We start from the raw sequence: 20,675 nt of genomic DNA on the forward strand, positions 1-20,675 counted from the left end.
GGTTCAGATCTCGAGCTTGTCCTCGATCGCACGGAGCTGGTGCCGGGCCATCGCGAGGTTGGCCCGGTTGCGGTCGAGGGCGAGGTAGAGGAACAACCCCTTGCCGCCGCGGCCGGTCAGCGGCCGGATGATGTGATACTGCGTGCCCAGCGTGATGAGGATGTCCTCGATCGCGTCGTTGAGCTTGAGCGCGTCGATCGCGCGGAGCTTGGCCTTGACCACCTCGGTGTTGGCCGCGGCGGCCACCTGGAGGTCGAGCTCCTTGGAGCCGCCGAGCGTGCCCAGCGCCATCCCGCTCCCGTAGTCGGCCACCGCCGCGCCGACCGCGCCGTCGATGGCCAGCATCTCCTTCAGCGAGACGTCCATGTTCGCCATGTCTGCTCTCCTGTTCTGGGTTGTCATCCGCGTTCGACGATGGCGGCGATCTTGTTCGCCGCCCTGCGTCCCTCGATCCGGAGCAGGCCGAGGTTGGCTCCCTGACCCGCGAGAACGGTGAGGACGAGCGTGGGGCCCGCGGCGTAGCACGCGGTGTGCCCCTGGGTGCCGGAGATCAGCGTCTCCTCCAGCCGCCCGATCCTGGCGAGATCGGTCATCTTCCGGCTCAGCGACAGCAGCGCCGACGTGAGCGCCGCGGTCTGCTCGGTGTCGGCGGCCAGGTCCGTCGTCACGAGCATGCCGTCGACCGTGCAGGTGAGCGCTCCGGTGATCTCGGGCGCCCGTTCGCGCAGGACGACCAGTTCCTCGTGTATGTCGTGGCGCAGGTCCACAGAGACACCCCTTCCGGCCCGCTTGAGCCACCCGATCACTACAGCGCCTCCAGCGCGTCACGCAGTCTGAGCAGCAGGTTCACGTCGGCCGCGTCGCCGTTGACCCGGGGGAGTCCCGAGCCGGCACGCCCGGGCGGCGGTGTTGGCGGCGGTGTTGGCGGCTTGGGCGTGCGCCTGGGCAGCGCCGCCGTCTCGCCCGTCACCACCAGGCCGGCCGCCGCGAGCTCCCGTACGGCCAGCAGCGTGGAGTAGGCCGGACGCCCGAGACGGCGGGCCAGCTCGACCGGCGTGGCGGTGGAGTCCGCGGCGAGCAGCAGCTCCCACTGCAGCCGGGTGAGCAGCGCGTGCGTGCCCGGGATCCGCCGCAGGGGCGTCACCGGCCGCGTGTCCAGCTCGGCCGACGGCCAGGCCCGCTCCAGCCGGGCCCGGCGCCTGGCGCACTCGCGTAGCAGCCCCGGCACGTCGAAGAACCAGTGGACCCCGAGCCAGTGGGCGTCGCCCTCCCTGAACCTGGTCCGCACCGTCCTCGATGTCAGAAGGAAGAACGCCGCGTCGAGCGTGGCGGACAGCAGGCAGAACTCCAGCTCGCCCCGGCTGAGCACCCCTCTGTCCACGAGCAGGACGCCGCCGTCGCCGCCGGGACCTGTCTCCTGCCGCGCGTGCCGCATCCCGTTCGCGCTGATCCGCCCCGACGCGCCGAGCAGCTCCTCCACCCCGGGCGTGGCCGCGCACTCCACGTACGACACCCGGCCGCGGACGTAGTAGACCGTGCCTTCCTTGCCCACCCGCAGTGAGCCGGTGGCCTCGTCCTGGGCGAGGCCGGTGAGCACGGCGTCGAGAGTCGGGGCGGCCACCGGTCAGGTTCCCATCAGGAGGCGACCAGCTCGTCCGTGATCGTGCGCAGCCGCCGCCGTGCCAGGGCGAGGTTCGACCGCTCCACGTCCAGGCGTACGCACAGCAGCAGCGGGCCGTCGAACATCATCTCCATGGGCCGCACCAGGTGGTAGGCCGAGCCCGTGGTCACGATCACGTCCTCGATCCGGAAACCCGTCTCCTGGGAGGCCATCGCGATCCCGTCGAGCGTGGCGCGGTAGGCCTCGCTGAGCCCCGCGGCCGCCCTTCCGGGATCGGCGATCCCCTTTCCCGCGACGGCCATGCCGCTGGTGTGGTCCACGAGAATGGCGCCGAGCGCGCCCGGGATCGACATGGCCTCGGTGAGGCAGTCCTCTATCCCGATCAACTCGTAACTCCTCGCCTCGCCGGTACAGCGCGGCCAACACTAGAGGAGCAGGTGGACGGGTCGCCCGAGCCGGAAACGGCCGGGATAAACGGATTAGTCCTGAAGAATAAGAATTCTTCTTCCCGGAATGGTAATCCCAGTTTTCGTGAAATTTCCTCGTATCATGGAGGCGTGGAACGGATTCTCGTCAGCGCCTGCCTGCTCGGCAGCAGGGTGAGGTACGACGGAGGGGCCAAGACCAGCGACGACGACCTGCTCGCCCGCTGGCGCGCCGAGGGGCGGCTGGTGCGGTTCTGCCCGGAGGTCGAGGGCGGGCTGCCCATCCCCCGGCCGCCCGCCGAGATCGAGGGCGGCGCGGGCGGCGCGGCCGTCCTGGCGGGCGCGGCCCGGATCCTGACGCCCGAGGGCGACGACGTGACCGCCGCGTTCCTGTCCGGGGCGCAGCAGGCCCTCGCCGTCGCCCGGTCCTTCGGCGTACGCGTCGCGATCCTCAAGGAGGGCAGCCCGTCGTGCGGGTCGCTGCGGATCTACGACGGCAGCCACCGGGGCAGGACCACCCCCGGGCAGGGCGTGACGACCGCGCTGCTGGAGCTGAACGGCATACGCGTCTTCGGCGAGGACCGGATCCCGGAGGCCGCGGCCTACCTGGCGGATCTCGTCACGGAGACAGGGGATCCGAGGTGACGATGACGGCCTTCTCGTCGGGCTTGTGCACCAGGACGTTGTCCACGTAGGACCGCACCGCCGCCTCCAGGCCGACGTCCTTGTCCGCGGCCTCCGACATGTACCAGCGGTGGTCGAGCACCTCGTGGAAGAGCTGGGCCGGCTCCAGCTTGCGCCGCAGGTCGGCCGGGATCGCGTTCACCACCGGCTGGAACACCTCCGCCAGCCAGCGGTGCGCCACGATCGCCTCGTCCTCGTGCCGCAGGCCATTGGACACCCGGAACGAGTCGAGGTCGTTGAGCAGCCGCCTGGCCTGGTTCTCCTCCACGTCGAGACCGGTCAGGCGCAGCAGGCGGCGCTGGTGGTGCCCGGCGTCCACGACCTTCGGCCGGACGATCAGGCGGGAGGTGCCGGCCTTGCGGCGCACCATCATCTCGGCGACGTCGAAGCCGAGCGAGTTGAGGCGGCGCACCCGCTGGTCCACGCGGTGCCAGTCGACCTCCTCGATGATCTCGTCCTCGGTCAGCTCGTCCCACAGCCGGTGGTAGCGCTCGACGAGCTGCTCGGCGAAGGCCAGCGGGTCGATGGTCGGGTGGAGCAGCCCGCCCGCCTCCAGGTCGAGCATCTCGCCGTAGATGTTGACGTGCGCCACCTCGATGTCGTGGGCTCGCTGGCCCTCGCTGATCGCCGGGTGGAGCTCCCCGGTCTCGGCGTCCACCAGGTAGGCCGCGAACGCCCCGGCGTCCCGCCGGAACAGCGTGTTCGACAGCGAGCAGTCGCCCCAGTAGAAGCCGGTCAGGTGGAGCCGTACGAGCAGGACCGCGAGCGCGTCGAGCAGGCGGATCAGCGTGTCGGGCCGCACCGAGCCCGACAGCACGGCGCGGTACGGCAGCGAGAACTGCAGGTGCCGCGTGATCAGGGCGGAGTCGAGTTCGGAGCCGTCCGGGGCGGTCCTGCCGGTGACGACGGCGACCGGCTCGACGGCGGGGGCGTCGTGCCGCGCCAGGTCCCACAGCAGCTGATACTCCCGCTTGGCGTACCGGGTGCTGATCTCCTTGATCGCGTACACCCGGCCGCTGAGCCGGGCGAAGCGCACCACGTGGCGGGAGATGCCGCGGGGCAGCGTCACCAGGTGGTGGACGGGCCACTCTTCGAGGGGGACGTCCCATGGCAGGCGGATCAGGTCGGGGTCGCTCGGGGCGCCGGTGATCTGCAGGGGCACCAATCGCTCCTTATCTGGGGGCTTCCACCCAAGTGTCGCGGATAGAGTCGGGCGCTATGACGCTGGTGGACGAGTTCATCGACTGGTACCTGGCCGAGAACCCGGTCAGGGCGGCCCTTCTGGGGGCCGACGGATACGACCGCACGCTGGGCGATCTCAGCGCGACCGCCTTCACGGCGCGGGAGCGGGCGGCCGAGGAATGGCTGCGCAAGCTGTCGGAGTCGACGCCCGAGAGTCCCGAGGACGAGATCGACAGGGACCTGGTCGCCGCCCATCTTCGCGGGCAGATCGCGCTGGCCCGCTGGCCCGAGTGGCGGCGCGAACCGGCCGCCTATCTCGGGGTGATCTTCGGGTCGATGTTCACGCCGTTCCAGCAGCGCCTCAAGCCGGAGGCCGAGCTGGTCGACGCCGCCGTCGCGCGGCTGGCCGAGGTGCCCGCCGTGCTCGCCGCCTGCCAGGCCAACCTGGACTCCGATCTCGCCGCCGACCTGCTGGTCAAGCGCGGCCTCGACCAGGCCCGTACGGGACGTCGCTTCCTGACCGAGACGCTGCCGGCGCTGGTCGGCGACCCGGAGCTGCGGGCGCGGCTGGCGCGGGCCGCCGAGCCCGCCGCCGACGCGTTCGACGGGCTGGTCCGCTTCCTTGAGGGCTTCGAGGCCCGGGGCACCTGGCGGATGGGCGAGGAGCTCTACTCCGCGCTGCTGCGTGAGCAGGAGATGCTCGGGTACGGCGCCGCCGAGCTGCACGAGAAGGGCCGCCAGGCCTGGGCCGAGCTGGACACGCGGATGACCGAGGTCGCCGCGCGCCTCGGCTCCGCCGGCTGGCGGGAGGCGATGGAGTCGCTCATGGACGACCACCCGCCGACCCTGGAGGCCATGCGCGCCGAGTACGAGGCCGAGACGCTGCGGGCGCGCCAGTTCGTCCTTGAGCGCGGGCTGGTGACCTTCCCCGAGGGGGAGGTGTGCCGGGTCGAGCCCTCGCCGGAGTTCCAGCGGCCCATCATCGCCGTGGCCAGCTACCTCGCCCCGCCGCCGCTGTCGTCCTCACGCGACGGGGTGTTCTTCGTGCCGTACACGCCTGACGGCTTCACCGAGGAGCAGGTGCGGCAGCGGCTGCGGACCAACTCGCGCCCGCAGATGCCCTCGATCAGCGTGCACGAGGGGTACCCCGGTCACCACTGGCACCTGTCCTGGATGGCCGGCAACCCGCACCGCGCCCGCAAGATCTTCCGTACGCCCTACTTCGTCGAGGGCTGGGGGCTCTACGTCGAGAAGCTCATGCACGAGCAGGGCTACTTCGACACGCCCGAGACCGAGCTCGCCCACCTCGACTGCCGCATCTGGCGGGCCGCCCGGATCGTGGTGGACACCGCGCTGCACTGCGACGACATGACGATCGAGCAGGCGGAGGAGTTCCTGACCACGAAGGCGTCGCTGTCGCCGGGCACCGCCGCCGGGGAGGTCAGCCGCTACTGCGCCTGGCCCACGCAGGCGCCCTCCTACCTGACGGGCGCGCTGGAGATCGAGCGCATCCGGGCGGACTACGAAGGCGATCTGCGGACCTTCCACGACACGATCGCGGGCTCCGGCGGGCTCCCGCTGGGCCTCGCCCGGAAGGTCGTGCTCGGCTGAGAGTTCAGCCGCTGAGTGCGCGTTCGATGACGGCGGTGAGCTGGTCCTCGGTGAGCACCGTGGGCCGGCCCACCCCGAGGGCGCGGACGTAGACCTCGCACAGCCACTCCAGCAGGCGCGTCGCCTCGAACGCCTGCTCCAGGCCGCCTTCATCGCCGCCGCCGATCGTCACCGCGCCGTGGCTGGCCATCAGGGCGGCCTGCCTGCCCTCGATCGCGGCGATGACGTTGCGGGCCAGCTCCGGCGTGCCGTACGTCGCGTACGGCGCCACCCGGACGGCGCCGCCGAGGAGCAGGGCGTTGTAGTGGATCGGCGGCAGCTCGGTCATGGTCGAGGCGACCACGGTGGCGAAGACCGAGTGGGTGTGCACCACCGCCCGGGCTCCGGTCGCCGCGTACAGCGCGAGATGCATCGGCGTCTCCGAGGAGGGCTTGCGCTCCCCCTCCACGACCCGCCCTTCGAGGTCGACCACGGGGCAGTCCTCCGGGCGCAGCCGGTCGAGCGCCACGCCCGAGGGCGTGACGACGACCAGGTCGCCCACCCGGGCGCTCAGGTTGCCCGAGGTCCCGATCACCAGGCCGAGGGCCGCCGCCCGCCGGCCGTACTCGCACAGCTCGCGCCGCAGCTCGTTCACCTGCTCGTCCACCTGCTCGTTCACCCGCTCGTTCATCCCGGCGAATCTACACAATCGGCGGTGTTTCGTGATGTCCTGATTTCATGTACGAGGCTTCCGAATGGCGCCGCGAGGGGGACACGATTCTCAGGACCGTGGTCGCCCGTGACTTCCGTACGGCCATCGCGATCGTGAACGACATCGCCGAGCAGGCCGAGGCCCTGAACCACCACCCCGACATCGACATCCGATGGCGCACCCTCCACCTGGCGCTGACCACCCACGACGCCGGCGGCCTGACCGACCTCGACTACAAGCTCGCCGCCCGCATCGACGCCATCGTGGCCGACCACGAGGCCGGACCGCCGGGGTCCTAGGGCAGTCCTAGAGCGCGTTCAGTGCGGCGACGAGCTGTTCCTCCTCGCGTGCGAAGTGCGCCTCCAGCTCGGCCGACAGGCGTGTGAGACTGGCCCTGACGGCGGCGGGGTCGCCGGAGCCCGCCTCGCCGGCCGCCGCACGCACCTCCCCCCTGATCCGGGCCAGCCGCACGTGCTCTTCGCGCAGGCGGTCGAGGGTCGGGGCCAGCCCGGGGAAGGCCCGCTCCAGCAGGGGGAAGCCCCGCTCGTTCTCGTTGACGTGGTGCTCCTGGAAGGCCGTGCAGAAGGACAGGCAGCGCTCCCGCAGCGCCCCCTCCAGGCCACGACCCGGCAGGTCCACCGGCGTGCCCGCGGCGAGCCCGTCCTCGACCGCGGCCAGCAGCGCGGCCATCTCCGCCCGCAGCCCGTCGTGGATCCGCACCAGCTCGTCGCCGATCGCCCGGGCCCGCTCGCGATCTCGCCGGTAGAGGGCGACGACGGGGATGACGCGGGAGGTGCGCGCCTGGTAGTCGGCGAAGACCGGGACCAGCTCGGCCTGGCGGGCGTACATGCGGTCGCGCTCCTCGCCCGTGAGAGGTACGGCCGTGGCGGTGAACGTCTCGATCGCCGTCCCGTCGCCCGCCTCGACGGTCACCGTGGGATCGGCCAGCAGGTTGTGGTACCAGTCCGGGTGGCGCGGCGCCCCCGCGTAAGAAGCGAAGACGAGAATTCTGTCCCCGTCACGCAGGCAGGCGACCGGGTTCGTCCGGGCGGCGCCCGTTCTGGCGCCGGTGGTCGTCAGCAGGATCAGCGATGCTCCCTCGAACGGTCCGCCGACCGTGCCGGCGTTCGCCCGGAACTCTTCGATGATCTTGTCGTTCCATTCGGACATGCGACGATGGCTCCTGAACCTCGAATGCATTTGCTTTGATAGCAAAGCTATTTTGGAGATCAACATATGTCAATGGATGAGGGACTGAGCCTGGATGAGGGGGTCCGGACCCTCCTGCTACTGATGCCGCGTCTGGTAGGGCGGGCCAAGCGCATGCCGGTCCCCGAGTCGCTCCGGACGCTCGACCTGGCGCCGCGGCACCTGTCGCTGCTGTCCTACCTGCTGTTCGACGGCCCGCTCACGGTGAACGAGCTCGCCGCCCGCCTGGAGGTCGCCCCGGCCACCGTGAGCCTCATGGTGAGCGACCTCAGCCGCAAGGGCGTCGTGGACCGGCGCGAGGACGACGCGGACCGCCGCCGCACGATCGTGAGCATCGCCGAGGCCAACCGGGAGGCCGTCGACGGCTGGCTCGCCCGTGGCGCCCATGCCTGGCGCAGCGCGCTGGAACCGCTGACCGGTGAGCAGCGGCGGATGTTCGTCGAGACGCTCCGCGCGTACGAGCGAGCCGCCGTCGCCGATGCCAAGTGACGCGCTATATGACCGAATTTAATTTCATATCGCGGTTTTGGTTCCTGCCTCGCTTGTGATTCCACGTTATTGGCTGGTGAGCTTGCCGCATGCCCGTGGCAGTGAAAGAATTCATACAGATTTTCGAATCGCTTGAGGGGGTGTGATGGGTCTGTTCGGGTCAGATGCCGAGCACCCTCGTCGTTCGAATAATGCCGACGGCGACTGGTGGGACCGGTTGATCGCCGATTCCCCTTTGTGGTCGTCCGAGGGTTCGCTCGCCCGCGACGAATGCGCCATTGGTGTTTTTCCGATCGTTGGAATGGAGGGCTCACAGAGTCCACGCGACGATTCAGCCAATGCCGGGTCTGGTAGTGCCGGGTCTGGTAGTGCCACAGCCGACAGTGCTGCTGGAGACGACGCGGCCGATGACGGCGGTGCTGCCGACGGTGCTGCTGACGGTGCTGCTGACGGTGCTGCTGGGGGCGACGCTGCGGATTCCGCTGGCGCGGGTGATCGCCGGAGCCGGTCGTCGTGGGTGCTGGTGGGTTCTCTTCGCGAGTCGGCGCAGGCGCTGGCGTTGGCGCCGTTGCCGGAGGATGTGGACGTCTGCCTGGGTGAGGCTGAGGAGTTGATGTTCGCGCGGGATCGGATCACGTGTGCTCTTGCGGAGCGGGTGGGGCGGGTGCATCGGGCGGGGCAGGCCAGGCGGCATGGGCATGCCTCGACCCGTAGTTGGTTGCGTACGGCCGGGGGGATGAGTGTGGCGGGGGCGGGGCGCCTGCTGACTCTGGGGGTGGAGTTGGCCCGTCTGCCGGGGGTGCGGGAGGCGTTCGCCGCCGGGAGATTGTCCGCGGGGGTGGTGGAGGCGATCTGCGCCGCCACCGCCAACCTGACCGATGAGCAGGCCGGGCTGGTGGAGCCGATTTTGCTGGAGCTGGCGGGCAGGGCGGGCCCGGCGGAGGTGGCCAAAGCCGGGCGTTACCTGCGTGCGGTGCTGGACCCGGATGGGGAGGAGCGTGATGAGCAGGCCGATTACGGGCGGCGGTTTTTGAGGGTCCGCCCCGGCAAGGGGGGCGGGCTGGAGGGGGAGTTCTACCTGCCCCGTGAGGCGGCCGCCCGGCTGCGTGCGCTGCTGGACGCCTACGCCAAACCCAAGGCCGAGGGGGATGACCGTTCGTTGCAGGTCCGCCAGGCCGACGCGCTGATCGCGCTGCTGGAGCAGAAGATCGCCGCCGAGCTTCTGGTGCTGGTCAACGCCGAGTCCCTCCCCGCCGATCCCGAGGACGCCACCCCCGCCGACAGCACCCACGCCGACGACACGAGCGACCCCGACACCAGCGGCCCAGACACCAGCGCCCCCGGCGATACCGGCGACACGGGAAGCGCCGCCGATCCCGGCGACATCAAGGACACCGAGGACACAGGCGACAACGACGCCAGCGATACCCACGACACCGGTGACTGCGCCCCCCGCGACACCGGCGACATCGAGGACAGCGGCGATATCGAGGACACCGGTGCCAGTGCCCCCGAAGACACCAGTGCCAGCGGCCCCCGCGACACCGGTGACTGCGCCTCCCGCGACACGGGAAGCGTCGACGACCCTGGCGGTGCCAGTGCAGAGGCCGGGGCCGGTGTGGCTGTGGACGCCGCTGCCGAGAGTGCCGCCCTTGCTGCCGCCGGCCCCTGCGGTGAGGAGGCCGGCGGCTCCGGGGCCGGTCAGCAGCGGGCCGGTGGGCGCGGGCCGCGCGACACCGTGAGCACCGCCTCTGCCGAGGGCGGCGACACCGCACCCGTCAAGGGCGAGGACTGCGCCCGTGCCGAGGGGCAGAACCGGGCCCCCGCGACGGGGGACGACGGTGCCCTTGCCGAGGCGGAGGACAGCGTCGTTGGTGAGGCGGAAGCCACCGGCCCTGGGTGTCCTGACCAGATGGCCGACGCCGAGTTTCCCGGCGGCGGTGGCACGCCTCCGCACACAGCGCCTCCGCACACAGCGCCTCCGCACACAGCGCCTCCGCAGGCAGCGCCTCCGCAGGCAGTGCAGCCGGATCCTCCTCCCGAGGACGCCGCTGTGCGTCACACCCACGCCGGGCACCGGCCTGCGGGGGAGTGTCGGCATGGGCAGGGCACGCCTGGGGACCACGGCGACATCCGCTGCGGACAGCCGCCACCAGGAACGCCACAGGGAATGTCACCGGGGACGCCACCGAAATCGGCACCGGGATCGGCAGCGGAGGCGTCACGGGAGGCGCTCCTGGGGACGGCGGGGACGCTGCCGGGGGTGCTGGGGACGCTGGGTGCGGCGGTGCCGGGGTTGTTGCTGGTGACCGGGCAGATGCTGCCGGTCTCCGGCGTGCACCGCCTGGCCCGCACCAGCGCCCTGGTGCGCCTGGTCATGGACGCCGACGGGCAGGTGCTCGACATGGGCCGCAAAGTCCGCCTGGCCACCCCCGCCCAACGACGGGCGATCTTCGCCCGCTACGCCACCTGCTGGATCGACGGCTGCCCACTGCCCGCCACGATGTGCCAGATCGACCACGCCGACAACTGGAGCACCGGCGGCCTGACCGACCTGAAACTGCTCGGCCCCGCCTGCCAGTTCCACAACCGCGACCGCTACCGCCACCCCGGCCGCTACACCCGCCGCAAGGAAGGCACCGACCGATGGGCCTTCACCTACCACCGACTCCCAGGAGCCAGACGACTGCGGGAAGGACGACCAGGATGACGCGAGGTCTGTAGTGCGCTGTCCACAAGGTTCATCGGGGTCGAGGGAGCGGAGCGGAAGGGAGCGAGGACCGGAGCGAAGGCCCAGCGGAGCGGGCTTCGCGAGGACCGGAGGTTCCTTCCGGCGCAGTGAGCGACACGGCCAAGGTTCTTGGAGTGGATGGACCCGGCCAAGGTCCTTGGAGTGGTGACCGACCTCGCCAAGGTCCGCCAAGGTCTGTGGACAACGCACTAGTCGAACAGGCCGGGCGGGGGGACGGGGGCGAGGATGGCGTCGCCGTCGCGGATGGGAGCGGCTCCCGCGACCAGCCGGGTCAGGTCCTCGTCCGCCAGGCATCGAGCCTGGGTGAGGCCGCCCGCCGCCTTCCTGGTGAGCGCCTCGATCGGCAGGTCGCCGGGCGAGGCCGCCAGGACGACGTTGCCGAACCTGCGCCCGCGCAGGATGCCGGGCTCGGCCAGCAGCGCGACGTGCGGGAAGACACGGCTCACCGTGGAGGCGACCCGTTTCACGAAGGGCAGGCCCTTACCGTCCGCCACGTTGATCAGTGCGGTGCCGGAGGGGCGCAGGACGCGAGCGATCTCCGCCATGTACTGGACGGTCGCCAGCTCGACCGGCATCGTCGCGCCCGTGAACGCGTCGAGCACGAACAGGTCGGCCGAGTCGTCCCCGAGGTCCGCCGTCGCCGCGCGGCCGTCCATCACCCGGACCTTCAGCCGGGGCACCGACTTGAGGTTGAGCTGGTCGCGTACGAGCTGGACCAGCTCGGCGTCCGGCTCCACGACGATGTGGCGGGAGCCGGGCCGCCGTGCGGAGATGTAGCGCGGAACCGTGCAGGCCCCGCCACCGATGTGGACGGCGTCGAGCGGGCCCTCGGGCAGGCAGTCGATCACGCTCGCCATGAGCTGCGTGTATGAGAAGTCCAGATAGGTGGGATCGGTCAGGTCCACGTACGACTGGGGGACACCGTCCCTGATGAGCATCCACCCGTCCGGCCGGTCGAGGTCGCGCAGGAGCTCCACCTCGCCGAAGGTCACTGGATAGCGGCCTGGCAACGGTTCTTTGCTCCTTGCCACCTATGGCTCCTTTCACGTGATATGAGAACCGTATGCGGAACAGGGCCCTGCTCGCCCTCGTCATGGTCGCCGCGGCCATCTTCGTCTTCGGCGTTGCCGGACTCATTGTGTCCGGCAGGCAGGAGCCGGTTTCGGACTTCGTCGCCGCGCCGCGGGGGACACCCGCACCCGCCGGCCCGCAGACGCTCCAACTCCGCCCCGACTCGTCTCCTGAGCCGTCCCCCGCAAGCTCCCCGGAAGGCTCCCCGGACGAGACCGCCGCCGCCTATTTCCAGGCCTGGGTCAAGAGCGACTACGACGCCATGCGCGAACTGGTCGACGATCCCCCGGACGACTTCGCCGACCAGCACCGGGAGTTCGAGGATGCCGCTCTGTCGAGGTCGTTGCGGATCATGGTCGGCAACCTCGTACGCACCGGGGACGATACGGCCGAGATCCCCTTCACCCAGGAGCGGGACGAGCAGGACGCCGGCAAGTGGCGCTTCGACTCCAGCCTGCACCTGGCCGTACGGGACCTCACCTGGAAGGTCGTCTGGACGCCGGCCGTCCTGCACCCGGAGATCCAGCCCGGTGGAAGTCTCGTCAGGACCGAGCCGGACGCCGGGCCGCTGCGGCCGGTGACGAGGGAAGGGCGGGAGTTCCCGCAGAACTCGGGCGCCGAGGCGTACCTCGACAACCTGATGGCCCAGGGGGTGGCGCCCACGAACGGCGTGGCCGTGGGATGGGCGCTGGAGGTCGACAATCCGGGCATGCCGGCGAAGACCGTCCTGTCCTACAAGCCGGAGAAGCGGCCGGTCGGCGTACGGACCACGATCGACTATGCGGTGCAGGCCGCGGCGGCCCGGGCGCTCGACGGCGTGCAACGGGCCGCCATCGTGGCCGTGCGGCCGTCCACGGGGGAGGTTCTCGCGGTCGCGGACCGGCTGGGCGGCAAGGGGGCGTTCGATCTCAAGTACCCTCCCGGTTCGACGTTCAAGACGATCACGGCGGCGGCGCTGCTCAACAACGGGCTGTCTCCCGACAGCCCGGTGGACTGCCCGGCGGTCTACCAGATCCCCTTCCACCGGTCGATCCACAACTACAAGGACGAGAACCACGGGACGGTCACCCTGCGGCAGGCGTTCGCCCTGTCGTGCAACACCACGTTCGCCCGGCTGACGATCGAGCGGTTGAACGGTGACACGCTGGTCGATCAGGCCAGGGCGTTCGGCTTCCGCGCGGAGGGGGACAGCGGTGACACGTGGACGTGCGGCAGCCTGCAGCGGCCGGAGATCCCCGACGCGCTCGCCGAGGACTCCTTCGGACAGGGCACGGTCGAGGCGACTCCGCTGTGCATGGCGCTGGTCGCCGCCGCCGTGGAGAGCGGGGAGTGGCGGCAGGCCCGCCCGCTGGCGGACGAGGCGCCGCAGGGCGAGCTGCGGCAGAGCGTGCCCCTGCCGTCCAACGTGGCCGAGGGGCTGCGCTCGCTGATGAGCGCGGTCACGATCGACGGGACCGCCGCCGGGTCGGAGCTGCCGCAGGGGGTCGCGGGCAAGACCGGCACCGCCGAGGACGGGCAGGGCGGGCAGGACCACGCCTGGTTCATCGGCTACCGGGGCGACCTCGCCTTCGCCGTGTTCGTCGAGCACGGCGGCACCGGCCGCAGCGCCGCCGTGCCCATCGCCGCCCGCTTCCTGAAAGCCCTTTAGGACCCTCAGACGCCGGGCCAGGCGAACCGGTGCGTGTGGATCCCGAAGTAGGTGAACGCCTCGGCTCTGGTGACGCCCGGCACCCGCTTGACGTGGTCGTTGAGCACGCTGAGCAACTCGGCCGGTTCCCGGCACACCACCTCGGCGAACAGGTCGAACGAGCCCGCCGTGAGCACCACGTAGATCACGCCGGACAACTCGCTGATCCGGTCGGCGACCTCGTGCACGTCGCTGTCGACGCGGACGCCGATCAGCGCCATGACCGGCAGGCCCAGCGCCATCGGGTCGGTGACCCCGACGATCTGCACGACGCCCTCGTCGCGCAGCCGCTGCACCCGTTGCCGTACGGCGGGAGCCGACAGGCCGGTTGCCTCGGCGAGGGCGGTGTAGGAGGCCCGGCCGTCCCGCTGCAGCTCGCGCAGCAGGACCCGGTCGACCTCGTCGAGAGTCACGCGACCAGGTCCGCCACGGCCGCGGCGAACACCTCGTGGTGCAGGTCCACGTCGGCCTCGGTGGTGGCGGGGGACATCAGCGCCATGTTGTGGAACGGCGTGAGCAGCACGCCCCGGTTGGCCAGGTAGACGTGCAGGTAGTCGTCCAGGTCGGGGTCGCCGGCCGCGTTCGACTCGCCGCCGTTGCGGGGGGCCGGGCTGGTGAAGCGATACTCGGCGCGCGCCCCGAGCTGGGTGACCGACCACGGCAGGCGGTGCGCGTCGATCACCTCCTGGACGCCCTTGGTGAAGCGGGTCGCCAGCTCGGTCATGGCGGCGAACGCGTCGTCGGTGAGCACGTGCTCCAGCGTGGCGCGCATCGCGGCGACCGACAGGGCGTTGCCGGCGAGCGTGCCGCCGACGCCGCCCATGTCGACCAGGTCGAGTCCGTCCATCGCCTCGATGCGCGCGGCGACCTCGGCGGACAGGCCGTAGCCGCCGCTGGGGATGCCGCCGCCGATCGCCTTGCCGATCGTCACGATGTCGGGGTGCAGGTCCCAGGCCTTCGTGCAGCCGCCCGGGCCCGCCGAGAAGGTGTGCGTCTCGTCGTTGATCAGCAGGCTGCCGTACCGCCGGGTCAGCTCCCTGACGCCCTCCAGGTAGCCCGGCTCGGGCAGCACGATCCCGATGTTGGTGAGGGCGGGCTCCATGAGGACCGCCGCGACGTCGCCGTACGCCAGTTCGCGCTCAAGCGAGGGCAGGTCGTTGAACTCCACGACGCGCGAGGTGACGGTGGGATCGACCGGAGCGCCGACGTTGCCCTCGCGGGACACCTGCTCGCCGTCCGGGCCGACCACGATCAGCACCTCGTCGACGCTGCCGTGGTAGCAGTAGCTGTTCACGAGGATCCTGGGCCTGCCGGTGATCGCCCTGGCCAGCCGGATGGCCCACCGGTTGGCGTCCGTGGCCGTCAGCGAGAAGCTCCAGTAGGGCAGGCCGAACCGGCGGCCGAGCTCGGCGCCGACCCAGGCGGCGTCCTCGGTCGGCATCATCACGGTGGCGCCGCCCCGGCGGCCGAACCGGTCGGCGACGGCCTCCACGGTCGCCTGGGGGGAGTGCCCCGCCATCGCGCCCGTGTCGCCGAGGCAGAGGTCGACGTACTCGTGTCCGTCGAGGTCGGTGACGCGGGCGCCGTGAGCCTCGGCGAGGTAGAGCGGGAAGCCCGCGGCCGTCTTGTTCATCCACGTCATCGGCACACCGCCGAACAGGTGGCCTCTCGCCTGCTCGTACGCGGCGGCCGAGCGCGGGTTGCGCTCACGGAACGCGCCGCGCTCGCGGTCGAGGAGCCGGGCCAGGCGAGTACGGTCGATCATCATCCCTGCCTCAGAAAAGATCGCTGGAATCCGTGTAGACCACGGAATCTGAAGCAAAGGTACACAAACGCGTCTGAATCGTCACGCCAGGGCCGCGAGCGTCCGTCGCAGTCCCTCCACGATCGCGGCCAGCCCGACCTCGAAGGACAGGTCCGCCGGCGGCCGTCCGCTGGAGGTCGCGGCGTCGTCGCGGGCGCGCACCGTGGCGGTGAAAACGGGAACCTGCGGGGCCAGCGGGCCGGCGTCGAACATGTCGGGCGGCGCCACCAGGTCGAGCGCCGAGCCGAGGATGAAGGACTCCACGGCCACCATCACCGGGATGACCATCGCCTCGGGCCAGCCGCCGCGCCGCAGACCGGCGACGACCTCCTCGTACATCCGCAGCGTGCGCAGGGCTCCGGTGATCGGCAGCGTGGCCAGCAGCGAGATCGCGGGCGGGTGCGCGGCGAACGCGTCCCGGTAGCCGTGGGCCCACAGCACCAGCGCCTCGTCCCAGGGCAGCTCGGCGAACATCGAGGCGTCGATGGCGTCGGAGACGATCTCGCGGACCGCCGCCAGGATGTCGTCCTTGCCGGCCACGTGGTTGTAGAGCGAGGACGGCCGCACCCCCAGCCGTTCGGCGAGGGCCGCCATGGAGAACCCCTCGGCGCCGGCGTCGTCGATGAGAGCCAGCGCGGCCCGCGCGATGGCCTCCCTGCTCAGCACCGGCTTCGCCGGCCGTCCCGCCCGCCGCCGCATTCGGCCCGCAGCCCCCTTCCGCTTTGCCCGCCGACAACCTATCCTCATCCCACTAAACGAACGTCATTCGATTTATTGGGGACGCCCATGTCGCGCACCCTCTTCCACCGCACCCTCTTTCACGGCGGCGTCGTCTGGACGGGCACCGGCACGACCACCGACGCCCTGTCCGTACGGGACGGCCGGATCGAGGCACTCGGAGCCGCCGCCCTGGCGGGAACCCATGATCAGCGGGTAGACCTACGCGGCGGGATGCTGTTACCGGCCTTCGGCGACGGCCACTGCCATCCCGACCACGCCGGGTTCGAGGCGATGGGCCCGGAGGTCAGGGGGCTCGGCACGGTCGAGGAGATCGTCGAGGAGGTGCGCCGCCACGCCGCCGCCCATCCGGAAACCGAATGGATCATCGGCGGCGGCTACGACGCCACGATCGTCCCGGACGGCCTGTTCGACGCCCGATGGCTGGACGAGGCCGTGCCCGACCGGCCGGTCGCGCTGCGCGCCTGGGACTACCACACGTTGTGGTGCAACTCCGAGGCCATGCGGCGGGCCGGCCTGGACGCGTCGACGCCCGACACGCCCCGTGGCCGGTTCGCCCGCCGCCCCGACGGCGAGCTGCTCGGAACCATGATGGAGTGGGACGCGGTGGACGCCGTCCTCGCCGCCGCCCCCGCCCGCACCACCGAGGACCTCGTCACCGCGCTCGCCGCCGCCACCGAGGCGTACGCCGCGGCCGGGGTCACCTGGATCCAGGACGCGTGGGTGGAGCACGGCACGGTCGAGGCCTACCTGGAGGCGGCCCGCCGCGGGCTGCTGGCCACCCGGGTCAACCTCGCCTTCCGCGCCGATCCGGTGCGGTGGCGCGAGCAGCTCGCCGAGTTCGCCGCCGACCGGGAGCGGGTGCGAATGCTCGGGGACGACAGGCTGACGGCCGACACGGTGAAGTTCTTCGTGGACGGCATCCTGGAGAACCGCACGGCGTCGCTGCTGGCGCCGTACAGCGACGATCCCTGCACCCGCGGCATGCCCGTCTGGCCGTACGGCGAGCTGCTCGAGGCCCTGACGGCGGTGGACGCGATGGGCCTGCAGGCGCACCTGCACGCGATCGGCGACGCGGGCATCCGCACCGCGCTCGACGCGATCGAGCACGTGACGCGGGTGAACGGCCCGCGCGACCGCAGGCCGGTGATCGCCCACGTCCAGGTGCTCGCGGAGGAGGACCTGCCGCGGTTCGCCCGGCTCGGCGTGATCGCCAACCTCCAGCCCCTGTGGGCGCGCACCGATCCCCCGATGACGAAGCTGACCTTCCCCAGGATCGGGCCGGATCGGGCCCGGCGGCAGTACCTCATCGGCTCGCTGCTGCGCGCCGGAGTGCACGTATCCTTCGGCAGTGACTGGCCGGTGAGCGACCACCGCCCGCTGGCCGGGCTGCCGGTAGCGGTGACGCGGGAGAACGCCGAGCGTGAGCCGTCCGGCGGCTGGCTGCCCGAGGAGCGCATCGGCATCGAGGAGTCGCTGTCGGCGTACACCGCGGGGGTCGCCCACCAGGCGTTCGCCGAGGACGAGCGCGGCACCCTGGCCCCCGGCAAGGCGGCCGACCTGGTCTGGCTGGACCGCGACGTCCGGCGGCTGGACCCCCACGAGATCGCAGACCTGACGGTCGTCCTCGGCACGTGGACGGCCGGCACGAGAACATACCTCCCAGCCCACAGGAGTGGCGTATGACCGATTCCGCCGCCGGCTCCGGATTGAAGCGCGTTCTGGGCGTACCGGGCCTGACCTTGTTCGGCCTGACCTACCTCGCCCCCGTCGCCGTCTTCACCACGTACGGCGCCGTCACCCAGGTCACCGAGGGCCACCTGCCGGCGGCCTACGTGGTCGCCCTCGTGGTCATGCTGTTCACGGCGTTCAGCTACGGCAGGATGGCCAGGGCGTACCCCACCGCCGGGTCCGCCTACACCTACACCCAGCAGACCTTCGGCGGCCACATCGGCTTCATGACCGGGTGGACGCTGATGCTGGACTACCTGTTCCTCCCGATGATCAACTTCCTGCTCATCGGGATCTACCTGAACAGCCAGTTCCCCGAGGTGCCTCAGTGGATCTTCACCCTGGCGGCGCTGCTGCTCGTGCTCGTGCTCAACGTCGTCGGCATCACGGTGATGAACCGGGTCAACGTCCTGGTCGTGGGGCTGTCGGTGGTGCTGATCGTGGTGTTCGCCGCGCTGTCGCTGAAACACCTGGCCGGTCACCCCGCGCCGTCGCCCTTCGCCCCCTTCACGCCGGGGTCGAGCGTGTTCGCGGGCGCGGCGATCCTGGCGCTGAGCTTCCTCGGGTTCGACGCCGTCTCGACCCTGTCGGAGGAGGCGAAGGAGCCCCGCCGGGCGATCCCCCGCGCCATCGTGCTCACCACGCTCATCGGCGGCCTGCTGTTCGTCCTGGTCGCCTGGATGGGCAGCCTCGTCCACCCCGGGTACGACGACTTCGCCAACGCGGACACGGCCGGTGTGGACATCATGTCCGCGCTCGGCGGCGCGGCGTTCGAGACGATCTTCGTCGGGATCTACGTGGTCGGCGCCTTCGGATCCGCGATGACCACCCAGGCGAGCGTCTCGCGCATCCTCTACTCGATGGGCCGCGACGGCGTGCTGCCCCGCGCGGCCTTCGCCCGGCTGCACCCGCGTTTCCGCACCCCGGTCGTCGCCACGGCCGTGGTGTCGGCGGTCTCGCTCGTCGCGCTGTTCATCAGCCTGGACAACGCCGTGGTCATGGTCAACTTCGGCGCGCTCATCGCCTTCTCCATGGTCAATCTCACGGTCGTCAAGCACTACCTGTTCGACGAGGGGCGCCGGTCGGCCGGCGACCTGGTCCGGTACGGCCTGGTCCCGCTGGTGGGCTTCGCGTTGACGATCTGGCTGTGGACCAGCCTCTCGGGCGTCACGTTCACCGTCGGCCTGATCTGGATGGCGGTGGGCTTCGTCTACCTCCTCGCGCTGACGAGGATGTTCACCCGCAGGCCGCCGGTGATGAGCTTCTCGGAGGCCGAACCTACCCTTGCGGCCTGAAAAATGTCCTCTTCAGGTGCTATCTGAGCGGAAACCATTCACATAGACGCCCAGATATGAGGGAATCATCTCGTTTCCTAGCATGACGCGGAGGCGAAATGGACCCCACCACCGTGCACGACGCCCTCGCACGGCACCTGCTCGTCGACGGCTACCGTCTCGTGCTCGACCTGGACAGGAGCGCCGGATCCTGGCTGGTCGACGCCCGGGACGGCCGGAGGTATCTGGACTTCTACACGTTCTTCGCGTCGTCGCCGCTCGGGGCGAACCCGTTCGCCGACGACCCGGAGTTCGTCGCACTGCTCGGCCGGGTGGCCGCCAACAAGCCGGCCAACTCCGACATGTACACCGTCCACCTCGCCGAGTTCGTGGAGACGTTCCGGCGGGTGCTCGGCGACCCCGAGCTGCCGCACCTGTTCTTCGTCGAGGGCGGGTCGGCGGCCGTGGAGAACGCGCTCAAGTGCGCCTTCGACTGGAAGAGCCGCTGGAATGAGGCCCACGGCCGCCACCCCGGCCTCGGCACCCGCGTCCTCCACCTCACCCGGGCCTTCCACGGCCGCGGCGGCTACACGCTCTCGCTCACCAACACCGACCCCGTCAAGACCGACAGGTTCCCCCGGTTCTGCTGGCCGCGCGTCGACGTCCCCGCCATCCACTTCGGGGACGTCGAGCGGGCGGAGGAGCGGGCGCTGGCGCAGGCCAGGGAGGCGTTCGAGCGGTTCCGCCACGACATCGCCTGCTTCGTCGCCGAGCCGATCCAGGGCGAGGGCGGCGACAACCACATGCGCCCCGAGTTCCTCCAGGCGATGCAGGCGCTCTGCCACGAGTACGAGGCCCTGTTCGTCCTGGACGAGGTGCAGACCGGCGTCGGCCTGACCGGCACCCCCTGGGCGTACCAGCAGCTCGGCCTGGCCCCCGACATCGTGGCCTTCGCGAAGAAGGTCCAGGTCGGCGGCATCATGGCGGGCCGCAGGGTGGGCCTCGTGCCCGACAACGTGTTCCGGGTCAGCGGCAGGATCAACTCCACCTGGGGCGGCGGCCTGGTCGACATGGTGCGCTCCCGCCGGATGCTGGAGATCATCGAACGGGACGGCCTGATCCCGAGGGCGGCCATCCTGGGCGAGAAGCTGCTGGGCGCCCTCCAGGGTCTGGAGAGCGAGGGCCTGGTCGCCAACGCGCGCGGGCGTGGGCTGATGTGCGCCTTCGACGTTCCGGACCCCGGCGGGCTGGTCACCCGGCTCCGGGAGGAGCACGCGATCCTGGTCCTGCGCTGCGGCGAGCGGTCCGTACGGCTACGCCCTGCCTTGTCCGTCCAGCCCGACGAGCTTGAGTACGGGCTGGCCGGTCTGCGTGCCGTCCTCGGCGGGGATCGGGGCTGACGGCGGCGGGGGCGGGGGCGGGGGCGGGGGTTCGCCGCGCCAGCGGCAGATGGCCGTCATCCTCGAGTCCACGCCCAGCTTCGCGTAGATGCGGTTGACGTGGTTCTTCACGGTCTTCTCGCTCAGGAACAGCAGCCGCGCGATCTCGCCATTGGAGTGACCGGTCGCGATCAGCTCCATGACCTCGGCTTCCCGCTTGCTCAGCCCCATTGTGCGGTCGTCGATTCTCATCCGGCCTCCGTGGAAGACGATCAGAGATCGCCGAGGCCCCCGCACGGCGGTTGTGAGGCAGCATAACCCGCAACG

22 protein-coding genes are annotated in these 20,675 nt (G+C 70.9%); 10 read left to right on the forward strand and 12 right to left on the reverse strand.

All coding sequences use genetic code 11. The features are described 5' to 3' along the window. Positions 1–3 precede the first annotated feature (3 nt). Genes ABZ857_RS37385 through ABZ857_RS37400 form a run of 4 tightly spaced genes read right to left on the reverse strand, consistent with a single transcriptional unit; the run spans position 4 to position 2,007 of the window. Positions 4–375, reverse strand: coding sequence for a hypothetical protein (locus ABZ857_RS37385; RefSeq protein ID WP_357053328.1), 372 nt, complete (start codon positions 373–375; stop codon positions 4–6). 23 nt (positions 376–398) lie between these two features. Further along, positions 399–767: a roadblock/LC7 domain-containing protein gene (locus tag ABZ857_RS37390; RefSeq protein WP_193201560.1), complete on the reverse strand. Its 369-nt coding sequence runs from the start codon at positions 765–767 to the stop codon at positions 399–401. 38 nt (positions 768–805) lie between these two features. Continuing rightward, positions 806–1,621 (reverse strand): hypothetical protein, encoded by an 816-nt coding sequence (locus ABZ857_RS37395; RefSeq protein ID WP_357053331.1) that lies wholly within the window; start codon positions 1,619–1,621, stop codon positions 806–808. 14 nt (positions 1,622–1,635) lie between these two features. Continuing rightward, positions 1,636–2,007 (reverse strand): hypothetical protein, encoded by a 372-nt coding sequence (locus ABZ857_RS37400; protein WP_079316638.1) that lies wholly within the window; start codon positions 2,005–2,007, stop codon positions 1,636–1,638. Between the two features lie 171 nt (positions 2,008–2,178). Here ABZ857_RS37400 and ABZ857_RS37405 point away from each other — a divergent pair, with 171 nt between their 5' ends. Further along, entirely contained in the window at positions 2,179–2,691 is a 513-nt protein-coding gene (locus ABZ857_RS37405; RefSeq protein ID WP_357053334.1) for a DUF523 domain-containing protein, read from the forward strand. On the opposite strand, the gene ABZ857_RS37410 is transcribed toward ABZ857_RS37405, so the two are convergent. Next, positions 2,666–3,892 carry a DUF4032 domain-containing protein gene (locus tag ABZ857_RS37410; protein WP_357053337.1) on the reverse strand — a complete coding sequence of 409 codons (1,227 nt, stop codon included), beginning with the start codon at positions 3,890–3,892 and terminating at the stop codon, positions 2,666–2,668. The genes ABZ857_RS37405 and ABZ857_RS37410 overlap by 26 nt on opposite strands. A gap of 56 nt (positions 3,893–3,948) precedes the next feature. Here ABZ857_RS37410 and ABZ857_RS37415 point away from each other — a divergent pair, with 56 nt between their 5' ends. Next, positions 3,949–5,523 (forward strand): DUF885 domain-containing protein, encoded by a 1,575-nt coding sequence (locus tag ABZ857_RS37415; protein WP_357053340.1) that lies wholly within the window; start codon positions 3,949–3,951, stop codon positions 5,521–5,523. Positions 5,524–5,527: 4 nt separating this feature from the next. On the opposite strand, the gene ABZ857_RS37420 is transcribed toward ABZ857_RS37415, so the two are convergent. Beyond that, the gene (locus tag ABZ857_RS37420) at positions 5,528–6,193 is read right to left on the reverse strand and encodes a class II aldolase/adducin family protein (RefSeq protein ID WP_357053342.1); all 666 of its coding nucleotides are present in this window, start codon (positions 6,191–6,193) and stop codon (positions 5,528–5,530) included. Between the two features lie 47 nt (positions 6,194–6,240). Between ABZ857_RS37420 and ABZ857_RS37425 the strand changes: the two genes are divergently transcribed. Further along, the gene (locus tag ABZ857_RS37425) at positions 6,241–6,513 is read left to right on the forward strand and encodes a 4a-hydroxytetrahydrobiopterin dehydratase (protein WP_357053345.1); all 273 of its coding nucleotides are present in this window, start codon (positions 6,241–6,243) and stop codon (positions 6,511–6,513) included. A 7-nt stretch (positions 6,514–6,520) separates the two neighbouring features. On the opposite strand, the gene ABZ857_RS37430 is transcribed toward ABZ857_RS37425, so the two are convergent. Continuing rightward, positions 6,521–7,384 carry a nitroreductase/quinone reductase family protein gene (locus ABZ857_RS37430; protein WP_357053348.1) on the reverse strand — a complete coding sequence of 288 codons (864 nt, stop codon included), beginning with the start codon at positions 7,382–7,384 and terminating at the stop codon, positions 6,521–6,523. A 123-nt stretch (positions 7,385–7,507) separates the two neighbouring features. Here ABZ857_RS37430 and ABZ857_RS37435 point away from each other — a divergent pair, with 123 nt between their 5' ends. The 3 genes from ABZ857_RS37435 (at position 7,508) to ABZ857_RS37445 (ending at position 10,622) form a co-directional block, all read left to right on the forward strand. Beyond that, positions 7,508–7,912, forward strand: coding sequence for a MarR family winged helix-turn-helix transcriptional regulator (locus ABZ857_RS37435; RefSeq protein WP_357053351.1), 405 nt, complete (start codon positions 7,508–7,510; stop codon positions 7,910–7,912). 368 nt (positions 7,913–8,280) lie between these two features. Next, positions 8,281–8,526, forward strand: coding sequence for a hypothetical protein (locus tag ABZ857_RS37440; protein WP_357053456.1), 246 nt, complete (start codon positions 8,281–8,283; stop codon positions 8,524–8,526). Further along, positions 8,526–10,622: a DUF222 domain-containing protein gene (locus tag ABZ857_RS37445; protein ID WP_357053450.1), complete on the forward strand. Its 2,097-nt coding sequence runs from the start codon at positions 8,526–8,528 to the stop codon at positions 10,620–10,622. The genes ABZ857_RS37440 and ABZ857_RS37445 overlap by 1 nt, the downstream gene beginning before the upstream one ends. A 230-nt stretch (positions 10,623–10,852) precedes the next feature. Here ABZ857_RS37445 and ABZ857_RS37450 read toward each other — a convergent pair whose 3' ends face one another. Then, complete coding sequence (locus ABZ857_RS37450; protein WP_357053354.1) at positions 10,853–11,695, reverse strand: fused MFS/spermidine synthase; 843 nt, start codon at positions 11,693–11,695, stop codon at positions 10,853–10,855. A 32-nt stretch (positions 11,696–11,727) separates the two neighbouring features. Here ABZ857_RS37450 and ABZ857_RS37455 point away from each other — a divergent pair, with 32 nt between their 5' ends. Beyond that, a complete protein-coding gene (locus ABZ857_RS37455; RefSeq protein ID WP_357053357.1) occupies positions 11,728–13,383 on the forward strand; it encodes a penicillin-binding transpeptidase domain-containing protein in 1,656 nt (551 codons plus the stop codon). Between the two features lie 5 nt (positions 13,384–13,388). On the opposite strand, the gene ABZ857_RS37460 is transcribed toward ABZ857_RS37455, so the two are convergent. The 3 genes from ABZ857_RS37460 to ABZ857_RS37470 all read right to left on the reverse strand — a co-directional run bounded on the left by ABZ857_RS37460 (position 13,389) and on the right by ABZ857_RS37470 (position 15,925). Continuing rightward, entirely contained in the window at positions 13,389–13,835 is a 447-nt protein-coding gene (locus tag ABZ857_RS37460) for an Lrp/AsnC family transcriptional regulator (RefSeq protein WP_030511648.1), read from the reverse strand. Then, entirely contained in the window at positions 13,832–15,187 is a 1,356-nt protein-coding gene (locus tag ABZ857_RS37465) for a transaminase (protein WP_357053360.1), read from the reverse strand. The genes ABZ857_RS37460 and ABZ857_RS37465 overlap by 4 nt, the downstream gene beginning before the upstream one ends. 81 nt (positions 15,188–15,268) lie before the next feature. After that, positions 15,269–15,925: a TetR/AcrR family transcriptional regulator C-terminal domain-containing protein gene (locus ABZ857_RS37470; RefSeq protein WP_357053363.1), complete on the reverse strand. Its 657-nt coding sequence runs from the start codon at positions 15,923–15,925 to the stop codon at positions 15,269–15,271. An 87-nt stretch (positions 15,926–16,012) separates the two neighbouring features. Here ABZ857_RS37470 and ABZ857_RS37475 point away from each other — a divergent pair, with 87 nt between their 5' ends. The 3 genes from ABZ857_RS37475 (at position 16,013) to lat (ending at position 20,369) form a co-directional block, all read left to right on the forward strand. Continuing rightward, positions 16,013–17,650 (forward strand): amidohydrolase, encoded by a 1,638-nt coding sequence (locus ABZ857_RS37475; protein WP_357053366.1) that lies wholly within the window; start codon positions 16,013–16,015, stop codon positions 17,648–17,650. Continuing rightward, positions 17,647–18,990 carry an APC family permease gene (locus ABZ857_RS37480; RefSeq protein ID WP_357053369.1) on the forward strand — a complete coding sequence of 448 codons (1,344 nt, stop codon included), beginning with the start codon at positions 17,647–17,649 and terminating at the stop codon, positions 18,988–18,990. Before ABZ857_RS37475 ends, ABZ857_RS37480 begins: the two co-directional genes overlap by 4 nt. Before the next feature lie 98 nt (positions 18,991–19,088). Continuing rightward, entirely contained in the window at positions 19,089–20,369 is a 1,281-nt protein-coding gene (gene lat / locus ABZ857_RS37485; RefSeq protein ID WP_357053372.1) for an L-lysine 6-transaminase, read from the forward strand. Here the strand turns inward: lat and ABZ857_RS37490 are convergent. Continuing rightward, complete coding sequence (locus ABZ857_RS37490; RefSeq protein WP_357053375.1) at positions 20,283–20,600, reverse strand: response regulator transcription factor; 318 nt, start codon at positions 20,598–20,600, stop codon at positions 20,283–20,285. The genes lat and ABZ857_RS37490 overlap by 87 nt on opposite strands. Positions 20,601–20,675 lie beyond the last annotated feature (75 nt).

Origin of the sequence: Microbispora sp. NPDC046933 (assembly GCF_040644635.1) — a bacterium.
Classification (GTDB): domain Bacteria; phylum Actinomycetota; class Actinomycetes; order Streptosporangiales; family Streptosporangiaceae; genus Microbispora.